An 11376-nucleotide genomic window follows, 5' to 3' on the forward strand; every position below is an offset into this window, starting at 1 on the left:
GAGAGACCATATGTTAAAAAATCAATCGCTGGTAGCATTTTCAGATGCATTGGCTTCTAAGGATCCGGTACCCGGCGGTGGGAGTGTAGCTGCTCTCGCAGGGGCCCTGGCCGCTTCACTGACCGAAATGGTGGCCAACCTGACCATCGGCAAGAAGAAGTATGCCGGAGCCGAGGAGACGATGGTGGAGATCGCTCGTGAGATGTCCGTGGCGCGAAAAGAACTGCTGGATCTCATCGATCGGGATGCAGAGTCTTTCGATGGGGTCATGGCGGCCTTTAAAATGCCCAAGGAAACTGAAGACGAGAAGACAAGGCGCAAGGAAGCCATCCAAGCGGCCACAAAAGAAGCGACAGAGGTGCCCCTGGGTGTTGCAGAGGCTGCTTTCCACTTGATCCCCGCGATTGATAGCGTGATCGAACAGGGGAACCAGAACGCTGTGACCGATGGCGCGGTGGCCATGATGATGACGCGGACCGCGGTCCTCGGGGCCTTGTACAATGTGGCCATCAACCTCGATGGGTTAGAGGACGAGCCCTATGTGGCGGACAAGCGCAAGCGCGTGCAGGAGCTGCGGGAGCAGATTGTGCGCAGGGAAGCGGAGATCTTGAGCAAAGTGTCACTTTAGAAAAGAGGGGTCTTCCCCTCTTTTTCTTGTCTGAGCGGTTTTTTTCCACTATAATTGAAGAAACAACTTGAGAAAGGAAGAGCTGATTATGATGAGACTGGTCTCCGATAGCTCGCTTGAATGCGACGAACAATTGGCCCAACGGATAAAGGTGGAAAAGGTTCCCCTGACCTTATTTTTAGAAGGGGAGGCCTTTCGAGATGATGAGACGCTGGACATACCGAATCTCCTTAAAAAGGTAGCGGCTTCGAAAGAGGCTGCCTCCTCGGCCTGTCCTTCCCCCAAGGACTTTTACGATGCTTTTGTGAAAGAAGGATCGGTCTTCTGCGTGACCATGACCGCAGCTCTGAGCGGGACGTACAACAGCGCTCGATTGGCAAGACAGATGGTGCTGGAGGAAGTGAAGGATAAGGTGATCCACATCTTTGACTCCAAGGGTTCGAGCATCAAGGAGACCTTGCTCGCGCTGAAAATTCAAGAGCTCATCGATGCGGGTCTCGATGAATCGACAGTCGCGGAGAAAGCGGAAGCCTACCTATCGGAGATGGTCTATTTCTTTCAGCTCGGAAACCTAGATACTCTGATCAAGAACGGTCGCATCTCAAAGTTCAAAGGAAAAATCGCGACGGCACTCAACATCAAACCCATCCTCTATGCCACTGAGGAGGGAGAGATCGATATGCTCGAAAAGGTACGGAGCGATAAAAAAGCAATGAAGCGAATGGTGGAATTGGTCGGGGAGTTCGGCCATTCTTTTGAAGACAAGGTGCTGGGGATCAGTCATTGTAATGCGCTTGAAAAAGCCCAATTGCTGAAAGAACGGATCGAGGAACGATACCCGTTCCGCGAAGTGATCATCCAGGCCACCGGCGGACTCTCGAGTATTTATGTGAACGAAGGCGGCGTGACGATCAGTTTCTAGACGGAGGGATAACAATGGCAATAAAAGTGATAGCAGATAGTTCCAATGACATGAACGAACGACACCGGGAGCAGTACGAGGTGGATCTCGTTCCCTTCAAACTGATCATCGGTGATGATGAGTATGTGGATGATGAGAATCTCGATGTACTTGATTTTATCCGGCACATGGTGGAAACCCCCCTCACGCCCAAGAGCGCCTGTCCGTCACCTAATGATTTTCTAGAACGCCTTGATCCTGAGGTGGATAATTACATCGTGACGATTTCTAGCGCCCTCAGTGGGACGCACAATAGTGCGAACTTGGCCCGCCAGATGTTCCTGGAGAAATACCCCGAGGCTTTCTGTCACGTATTCGATTCGAAAGCAGCATCGATTGCGGAGACACTGATCAGCCAGAAGGTGCACGATCTGAACCGCGCAGGCGTTCCGCGTGCTGAACTCGTGCGCAGGGTGGAAGCGTACATCACCAAGATGAGGACGTTTTTCATCGCCGAGTCACTCGACAACCTGATGAAAAACGGACGCATCAGCAAGGTCACGGGCACCATTGCCACGGCGCTCGATATCAAGCCCGTCATGGGTGCGAATGACGATGGAGAGATCGTTCCGATCACGAAGGCGCGCGGCACGAAACGGGCCTACAAAAAATTGGTGGCAGAGATTCTGGCAAATGCACCGGATGCCGCCGACCGGATCTTGGCGATCAGCCACGTGAACAATGTAGAGCGAGCCGAAAAACTGCGGGAAGAACTGGAGAGCAAGGCTCAGTTCAAAGAAATCCAAATCGTCCAGACCGGGGGACTCTCGAGTTTGTATTGTGACAACCAAGGTATTATCGTCGCTTTTTAGCGACGATTTCTTTTTTTGCACATACTGTGCAGGAGTTGTTATATTTTTTTAAAAACCTTTTCCCACGGGTTGGCGCTATCACGGGGACGTGTTATCATGAGAATGAACTGTAACTGACTATTATAGGGGGAATGAACATGCATAAGAGATTATTTATTCCTGGTCCCGTGGACGTTCGCGAAGACGTGCTCCAGAAAATGGCTACACCGATGATCGGACATAGGACGAAAGAAGCCTCTGCGCTTCAAAGGAGGATTTCCGATCGACTCCGCAAACTGATGTACACGGACAACGAGATTCTACTCTCCACGAGCTCTGGGACAGGCCTCATGGAAGGTGCGGTCCGCAGCTGCACGGCCAAACGCGCAGCGGTGTTCTCAATCGGTGCCTTTGGTAAGCGCTGGCACCAGATTGCCGTGGGAAATGGTGTGCCGGCCGATCTCTTCCAATCGGAGTGGGGACAGCCCACAACACCTGAGATGGTAGAGGAAGTGCTGTCAACGGGCAAGTACGATGTCGTGACGATCACGCACAACGAGACGAGCACCGGGGTGATGAATCCCGTGGCAGAGATCGCCAAAGTGATTGCCAAATATCCCGATGTACTCTTTCTGATGGATACGGTTTCTTCACTAGGTGGCGCAAAAATTGAAGTGGATGCCTGGGGTGTGGACGTGTGTGTAGCATCGACGCAGAAATGCCTCGGATTACCCGCGGGTCTAGCCATCTGCTCGATCAGCGAAAAAGCCCTCGAGGCAGCGCGGAAAGTGGAGAACCGTGGTTACTATTTTGATCTTGTCAAACTCTACGATACGATCCAGAAAAAGGATTACCAGTATCCATCCACGCCCTCTCTCTCGCATATGTTCGCTCTCGACTACCAGTTGGAGCAGATCCTAGAAGTAGAGGGGCTGGAGAACCGCTTTGCCAGACACAGCAAGATGGCTGAGCGCACGCGCGCCTGGGCCAAGGAGTACTTTGATATGTTCGCAGATTCTGCCGTGGCATCGAATACGCTGACGACGGTGAAGAACACGCGTGAGATCAGTGTGAAGGAGCTCAACGCAGCCCTCGGTGAACGCGGTTACACCATTTCCAATGGTTATGGTGATCTCAAGGAGAAGACCTTCCGAATTGCCCATATGGCTGACACTTCAATGGATGAATTGAACGCCCTGCTTGCAGAAATCGAAGACATTTTAGGACTTTAGGAGGTAGGACGTGTTTAAGATTCTAGCCAATGACGGGATGGATCAAGGTGCTGTGGCTCTTTTGGAGAAGAAGGGCTTCGACGTCGATACCAACAAACACGAGGGCGAAGCGCTCGTGGCCAAATTGAAAGAAGTGGATGTCGTGGTCATCCGCTCCGCGACGAAAATCAGAAAACCCCTGATCGATCAGATCGCAGGGGGACAGCTGAAGTTGATCGTGCGCGCTGGTGTGGGGATCGATAACATCGATCACATGGACGCCGAAGCGGCGGGCATCGCGGTTCGCAATACGCCGAACGCCTCATCGAATGCGGTGGCCGAATTGGCCCTCGCTCATATCATGACATTAACCCGGCACCTCCACCGGTCCAATGTGCTCATGCGTGAGGGCAAGTGGCCCAAGAAGGAGCTCAAGGGACAGGAGGTCCGCGGGAAGACGCTGGGTCTCATCGGATGGGGACGCATCTCCAAGACGCTGGCCCACAAGGCCTATGCACTCGGGATGAACGTCGTGTATTACGATCGTTACTGTGAATTGATCGAGTACCAGCACTACTGCTGCATACCCGAGCTAGACGATTTGCTCGCTATGTCGGACTATATCTCGCTGCATATTCCTTTCCACAAGGAAAAGGGGGCGACGATCCGCAAAGAGCAGTTCGAGGTGATGAAACCCGGTGCCTACCTGATCAACACGGCACGCGGCGGTGTAGTGGATGAAGCTGCACTGTTGGAGGCGCTGGATTCGGAGCATATTGCCGGCGCAGCTCTCGATGTGTACGAAGAAGAACCCGCCAAGGATGAGCGTATTCTCAATCATCCCCGGATCTCTCTGACACCGCATATCGGGGCATCCACCTACGAAGCGCAGGAACGCATCGGGATCGAGACGATTAAAGTGATCGAGGCATTTTTCAAGGAGGCAAAATAGATGGCGATTGTACGACCTTTCAAAGGAATTCGACCGAAGAAAGAGCTTGTGGAGGAAGTAGCATCACTTCCATACGACGTGATGAACCGGGAGGAAGCGAAGGAACTGGCTGCGGGAAAACCACACTCGTTTCTCCATGTGGTCCGTAGTGAAATTGATCTACCAGACGAAGTCAATGCTTACAATGAGCAGGTATACCAGACGGCGCGCGAGAACCTGGATGCCTTCATCGCCGATGGAACCCTAGTGGTCGATGAGTCTCCGCGCTTCTACATCTATCGACAGTTGATGAAGGGACGTGTGCAGACGGGTCTTGTGGCCACGAACAGTATCGATGAGTACATGAACGATACCATCAAAAAGCACGAGTACACGCGGCCGGCTAAGGAGCAGGATCGCATCAATAATTTCGACGTCTGCGATGCGAACACAGCACCGATTTTCTTGACCTATCGCCACAAGCCGGAGATCACGAAAACGATCAACGACTGGATCAAGTTTCACGATCCCCTGTATAACTTCACGAGCGAGGATGAGATCACGCACATCGTGTGGACGATCGACGATGCGCAGGTGGTCGAATCGCTAGAGCAGGCTTTCGAATCCGTCGATTACCTGTACATCGCAGACGGTCACCATCGATCGGCCTCTTCGGTGAAAGTGGGACTAAAGCGTCGAGAGGCGAACCCAGAATTCACCGGTGAGGAGGAGTTCAACTTCTTCATGAGCGTGATCTTCCCCGATGAAGATCTGTTCATCATGGATTACAACCGCGTGGTCAAAGATCTCAATGGTCTCGATGAAGAGGCTTTCCTCGAGGCAGTGGCTAAGGTCTTCACCCTAAGCGAGGCAGAGGTGACACCTTATAAACCCATGAGCCGTAATCACTTTGGCATGTACTTGGGTGGTAAATGGTACGAGCTCGTCGCGGGTGATACTTTGTTCGATGCAGAGGATCCGGTGGATCGTCTGGATGTATCGATCTTGCAGAAGAATTTGCTCGCTCCGATCCTCGGGATCGATGATCCCCGAACGAACGAACGCATCGATTTCGTCGGAGGAATCCGTGGCCTCGAGGAGCTCGAGCGCCGTGTAACGGCGGGTATGGCCGTTGCTTTCAGCATGTACCCGACCACGATGTCCGATTTGCTGGCCATCGCTGATGCCGGGGAGGTCATGCCGCCAAAATCCACATGGTTCGAGCCGAAGCTCCGCAGCGGATTGTTCACGCATAAACTCTCCGATTAGGGGAATTGATAGCGAAAGAAAAAGCGAGGGCGACCCGAAAAGGGTCGCCCTCGCTTATCTTGTGTGCCGGGCATGGCATGGCACCGTTCTAGCAGGTGAAAGTCCTGGTACAGGCATTTACCGCCAAGTCTAGCGAACCATAAGCCGGAAGCAGCAATGCCAAAGGGGAGGAAGTGGTGTAGCAAAGCCAGCGAGCCTACGAACAGAATCCGGATACAAGGCTTCCAATAAGTTTGGTGTGAAAAAGTACCTGAAGGAAGTCGAAGTGGATACTACTACAGGAGAGGTCACTGAGAAAGAGACCAAGTTGAGTTTTGATCAAGAACGGTATGACAGAGATGTCACTCTCGATGGCTACTATGCTTTGGTCACAAGCGAACTCGAAATGCCAGATGAAAAGGTGATTGAAAAATATCGCGGACTTTGGAAGATTGAAGATTCATTCCGTGTGGTGAAATCTGATCTGGAGGGCAGGCCAGTCTTTGTCAGGAGAGACGATCGTATCGCTGGCCATTTTCTCATCTGTTTCCTCGCACTGTAGTTTTGTAGGATGCTCGAGCTGAAGTTAGATGGTCGATTCTCGTGAGAAGGATTCAGGAATCATTGAAGAGCGCCACTTGTCGGAGACTATCCAAAGGATTTTACTCCTTGAACAAGCAAAATGATGTCTTTAGAGCTTTGGAGTGAACCTAAACTACAGCGAACTTAGGGTAGAAGAGCTCAAGCAAAGAGGAAGGCGATATTACACAACGCAAAAAGCTAACAAAGAACCAACCTGAACGCCTGTGATTGCGAGGCCTAAGGTTGGTTCTTGTTGATTATTTTTCCTAAACTCGGGAAACGGAATCGTCGGGAAAAATATTTTTTCTCGGACGCGGAGATCAATAAAGTAGCCAACTCCCGACTAGGGTGGAGTAGAAGGTGCGGGATTTACGTGGTGAACTGCGCGCTCAATCCCAAGTTACTCGGGACCAAGCCAAAAGACCGACCAGGTCTGGTCGGTCTTTGGCGTACTATCTGGGTTTATTTGATGCTACGTTGATGTAGCGCCGTATACGAGACCCGTACGTACGGTGCAACGGGGGGAGGGTGAGGGAGACCTTCACTCTACCCTATTGGTAAGGCTCTATAGCTCGTAGGTGACGAGGTTGTCGCGGTACTGATCGTAGAGATGCTTGAGGCGGGCGATGTGGTCGGCCATTTCCACCTGCAAGGTGCTGACAGTCTCGTACTCCTTCGCATCGATGGATGAGATCAACTTGGTGAACAGACTCTTGTTGTTCATGCTGTCCTTCATCAGGGAGAAACGCAGGCCGTTGATCTGTTCCCAGTTGACAACATCCAGATCGGTGATGTCCTCCTTGCCGTGAAGACGTTTCAACGTTCGGATCAAAGTACGGTTCTGTTTGATGATTCGGCCCTCGAGTTCGAGCAACCACTGCGACAATCGGTCCTTGCGGTAGGAGGAGATGATGGCTTCGGTGAACACGTCTCCAGCGAGCAGCATCTCAATCTTCTCGGGGTTGTTGTCGAGCGCGATCATGTTCTCGTAGACTGTCTTCGGGGGACGTCCAAAGAGACTGTCCCTTTCCTCTGCCGTGAAGTCTTCAAAGACGTCAACCTCACTACGGTAGGAGCGGTCGGTGCTCAGATAGAAGTGGCTTTCGCCAGGCTTCTTATTCAGGCCTGCCTCCAGTTCTTCCGGCGCAACGCCCGATGCGAAAACAGCCTGCATCCCGTCCAGCATGCTCTGGTAGAGGGCGCTGACGGCCAGGTAACTGTTGGTGAAGGGGTTCGGGGAGCGGAGCTCGAAACGCGTCGCAAGAGGGTTGTCAATATCGCGTACCAGACCGATGAGAACCGTTCGGTTACGTGAAGCGACATCTCTCGCGTGGCCGAGCGAACAAACGGTACAAACGGGTGCCTCGAAGCCTGGCTTGAGGCGATTGAAGGCATCGTTGGTGGCTGTGACGAAGGGGTTGATCACCTCGTAGTTGTGGAGAATACCCATCAGGGCTCCGTAACCGGCGGGACTCAGATAGTCTCCGGTCATGTCCTGGGGACTGAAGAGGTTGAAGAGACGTCCAGCGGTCGTGCGAAGCTGTGCCCCCAGGTGGTGGTGCTCCCCACTACCGGCCACATTCTCGATGGGTTTAGCCTGGAAGGTTACCTCGAGACCATGGGCTTCGAAGGTATCTTTGATGATGTCCTTGGCGAAAAGCTCGTGATCGCACGATTGAAGGGCATAGTCAAATTTCCAATCGATCTCGATCTGCTCGTTTTCGTGGGCGTACTGGTTGGAGGCAGTGAGCTTGGAAGCCACACCCCCGACCTCCTTATGACCCATCTCGGGTTCGAAGCCGTACTTGTAAAGCTGTTCGAGCGCACTTTCCATAGCCGTCCGCACTTGGCCAACGGTGCGCTTCCAGTACTGTTCCTTGAGACTTTGAGAGGTGGAGAGAGTGTTTTCCGTCACGTGGGTGTTGGGGGTCTTCACCCAGAACTCCAACTCGGTGGCCACCGTCAGGTGGAAGGAATCGATCTCTTCAATAGAGGAGAGTCCAAAATCGCTCAAACGCTCTGGATGCGATTCGAAGAGCTCGAAGCACCGATCGCTGAAGTGATTCACTGCTCGGGAAACGATGGAGCGCGAACCGACACGCTTCCCATCGTGGACGAGGTAGGCGGGAATGATCAGGGTGCCGACGGGTTGTCCGTTATCATGAAGATTGGATCGGTTGTAGTCCACCAGCCATTTGACATCTGGATCGGGTAATAGGTCGACCTTCGCATTGTTGATCTCTGCGATCTCGGGAAGGTTCACGCTAGAACCATCGGTCTGCACGCCCGTGGCGAGGAAGCTGGGGATGTCCTTGAGAAAGTCTTCAATGGGAATTCTCTCATCGGTATGATTATTGCCTAGATCGACTGCCACGACGGATACAAAACGAATCTCCGGATGACTCCTGATCAGTTCCGTGAGCTCCTTAGGATCGCGCACATCTTTACCGATGTAGTAGAGCAAATCATTCATGGGTAACCCCTCCTGTTGAAAGTATACGGTGAGCTAAAATATGTGAATAATTATAGCATATCATCGTATAATGTAAAGCTTTAAAAGCGAAAATACATGGCAATTAAAGAGGAAAACGTTCGTCAATTTGAAAAGGCTATGACATTTCCGTCACAGCCTTTGGATGATTGATTTTAAATCGAGATCTGAATCGACAAAAGCACGAACGCTGATGACCACGAGTGGCCCGATGATAATACCAACGACCCCCATGAGCCTGAGACCCGCGTAAAGTGAGAGCAAGGTGAGGAGTGGATCGAGACCAATCTGGACACTGAGGATCTGGGGCTGGAGAAATTGGCGGACCAAGGTCACCAGAAGGTAGAGTAGGAATAGAAAAAGGGCCAGTTGAGAATTGCCTAGAATGAGATAGCTCAAGATCCAGGGGACATAGATGACCGCGGGTCCGAGCAGTGGGACGAAGTCCACGATGGCGATAATCAAGGCGATGAGTGGCGCGTAGGAAACGCCCAGCAGAAGCAGACCGATGGTGGACAGGAGGAAGGTCACGCCCATGAGGATGAACTGGGCCTTCAGATAACCCCAGACCACATGCAATACCTGTTTTCTAAAAATGACGAGGGCGGGATGATGGAAACGGATGCGTTTGAGGAGCGGTCGCCCCAATACGGTGAGATCGCGGTTCTCCACAATCATGAAATAGGCCGACAGCAGGACGATGATCGAAGCCAGGAGCAGCTGTGGCAGGAAGGTCACGACGCCCACGAGCAGGGTGAAGGTGCTCCGCGCAGCGGAGGCCAGGTTCCCCAGCAGATTTTGGATCATGTCACCAACCAGAGAAATCAGATCCACTTCTTGACCGGAGAAAGTCATGGACCGTTCGAGAGATCGCAAGACCCGATCGATATAGAGCGTGAGCTCATCAATATACCTGGGTGTTTGGTCTGCAAAACGCTTGAGGCCGATAACGATCAAGGTCCCCATTCCGTAGAGGACAAGGCCGATGAGGGCGAGCATCATTAGGAGGGAGAAAACAGTGAAGAGTTTCTTGACCCAAGGGATTTGGATTCTCCGGGCAAAGGGGGAGATCCAAAGGCTCAGCAGGTGGGCGATCAAGAAGGGAAGAAGGATGACGAGTAGCATGATCAAAAGTCGATACCCAAAGAACAGGGTAACGATCAGCACTACGATCAGCGCTAGTTTTCTTAAAAATACATCCATCCACTACACCTCCTTTGGACTCCCCATGACTCAACTCACGAGGATGCGGCAAGAAGATCCTCAAGGTTCTTTTACCCGATATTGAACAAATGTCACAAAATTCGGCGCAAGGAAGCTACCACCCTATATGTCAAATAGATGTCGTGTGGATGAACTGCATGCACTGAGTTTTTTTGTCATTGTCGCTTTCTCGATACCAAAGAAGGCAACATCTACTCATTCCTCTATTGGGAGCAATCGTCTTCAGCGCCCCCAAAGGATCTCCAGTTGTTGTACATGAAGAGAGTGCTCAAGTCCATATCAGCATGAGTACTTTGATTCATATAAAATCTTTACAAGGAGGTGGTTTTTTTGTTAAAGCATAAGGCATACAGGTTCAGAATTTATCCTAACAACGTTCGAACGGAGCAGATTGCTAAGACAATCGGTTGTAGTCGATACATCTTCAATCACTTCCTGAGCGAGTGGGAAACTGCTTACAAAACCACCGGCAAAGGATTAACCCGCAGCATTTGTTCGAGTCAGCTTCCTTCGCTTAAGAAAGAGCTCTCCTGGCTAAAGGAACCTGATGCCATTGCTCTTCAAGCGTCAATTGAAAACCTCCAAGATGCCTATACACGGTTTTTCAAAGGAGAATCAAAACATCCACGGTTCAAGAGCAAGAAAAATCCCGTCCAGTCCTACAAAACAAACTTCACCAATAACAACATCGAAGTCAAAGGCAACCGCCTCAAGCTTCCGAAACTGGGTTGGGTGAAGTTCGCCAAAAGCCGCGAGGTTGAAGGGTGGATCATTCATGCTACCGTCCGCAGAAATGCTGCGAACAAGCATTTTGTTTCAATTCTTTGCGAAGTCGACATTGAGCCATTAAAAAAGACGGGTTCTTCTGTCGGCATTGACCTTGGGCTGAAGGATTTTGCCATTCTTTCCGACGGAACGGTCTATGACAACCCTAAGTTCTTTCGCTCACTCGAGAAAAAATTAGCTAAAGAACAGCGCATTCTTTCTCGCAGAAAAGAGCGAGCGAAAAAAGAGGGACGGAAACTGTCCGAAGCGAAGAACTATCAAAAGCAGAAGCGAAAAGTCTCTCTCCTTCATGAGAAAATTAGGAACAGACGCGAAGACTACCTCCATGAGCTTTCCACCGATATCGTCAAAAACCACGACGTGATCGACATCGAAGATCTTCACCTAGAGTGGATTCTTAAGTCCCAGAGTTGCGGTAAATAGTTCCTCGTGATAAAACATAACAATCGCTTCCTCATCATGAACAGCCATGAGAGTCTACAACATACCGGCACAGATCGGTGTTTCGATACATATGAACACT

Annotated in this window: 10 protein-coding genes; 8 read left to right on the forward strand and 2 right to left on the reverse strand. The window is 51.3% G+C overall.

The annotated features are described in order from the left end of the window. Window positions 1–10 precede the first annotated feature (10 nt). From ACULM0_RS13350 to ACULM0_RS13380, 7 genes are all read left to right on the forward strand, one after another. Window positions 11–628 (forward strand): cyclodeaminase/cyclohydrolase family protein, encoded by a 618-nt coding sequence (locus tag ACULM0_RS13350; protein ID WP_463678035.1) that lies wholly within the window; start codon window positions 11–13, stop codon window positions 626–628. Window positions 629–716: 88 nt separating this feature from the next. Then, window positions 717–1550 (forward strand): DegV family protein, encoded by an 834-nt coding sequence (locus ACULM0_RS13355; protein ID WP_463678036.1) that lies wholly within the window; start codon window positions 717–719, stop codon window positions 1548–1550. 14 nt (window positions 1551–1564) lie between these two features. Further along, entirely contained in the window at window positions 1565–2401 is an 837-nt protein-coding gene (locus ACULM0_RS13360) for a DegV family protein (protein ID WP_463678037.1), read from the forward strand. A 137-nt stretch (window positions 2402–2538) separates the two neighbouring features. After that, the gene (locus tag ACULM0_RS13365; RefSeq protein ID WP_463678038.1) at window positions 2539–3612 is read left to right on the forward strand and encodes a pyridoxal-phosphate-dependent aminotransferase family protein; all 1074 of its coding nucleotides are present in this window, start codon (window positions 2539–2541) and stop codon (window positions 3610–3612) included. 10 nt (window positions 3613–3622) lie between these two features. After that, on the forward strand, window positions 3623–4543 hold the full coding sequence (locus ACULM0_RS13370) for a D-2-hydroxyacid dehydrogenase (RefSeq protein ID WP_463678039.1): 921 nt from the start codon (window positions 3623–3625) through the stop codon (window positions 4541–4543). Beyond that, complete coding sequence (locus ACULM0_RS13375) at window positions 4544–5791, forward strand: DUF1015 domain-containing protein (protein ID WP_463678040.1); 1248 nt, start codon at window positions 4544–4546, stop codon at window positions 5789–5791. 139 nt (window positions 5792–5930) lie between these two features. Beyond that, on the forward strand, window positions 5931–6332 hold the full coding sequence (locus tag ACULM0_RS13380) for an IS1634 family transposase (RefSeq protein WP_463679889.1): 402 nt from the start codon (window positions 5931–5933) through the stop codon (window positions 6330–6332). Window positions 6333–6917: 585 nt separating this feature from the next. On the opposite strand, the gene ACULM0_RS13385 is transcribed toward ACULM0_RS13380, so the two are convergent. Beyond that, window positions 6918–8825 (reverse strand): type I glutamate--ammonia ligase, encoded by a 1908-nt coding sequence (locus ACULM0_RS13385; RefSeq protein ID WP_463678041.1) that lies wholly within the window; start codon window positions 8823–8825, stop codon window positions 6918–6920. A gap of 150 nt (window positions 8826–8975) precedes the next feature. Further along, window positions 8976–10046 carry a sporulation integral membrane protein YtvI gene (ytvI, locus tag ACULM0_RS13390; RefSeq protein ID WP_463678042.1) on the reverse strand — a complete coding sequence of 357 codons (1071 nt, stop codon included), beginning with the start codon at window positions 10044–10046 and terminating at the stop codon, window positions 8976–8978. 351 nt (window positions 10047–10397) lie between these two features. Here ytvI and ACULM0_RS13395 point away from each other — a divergent pair, with 351 nt between their 5' ends. Next, on the forward strand, window positions 10398–11276 hold the full coding sequence (locus ACULM0_RS13395) for an RNA-guided endonuclease TnpB family protein (RefSeq protein WP_463678043.1): 879 nt from the start codon (window positions 10398–10400) through the stop codon (window positions 11274–11276). Window positions 11277–11376 lie beyond the last annotated feature (100 nt).

This window comes from Halotolerantifilum yawarlongkerapense, assembly GCF_054506745.1.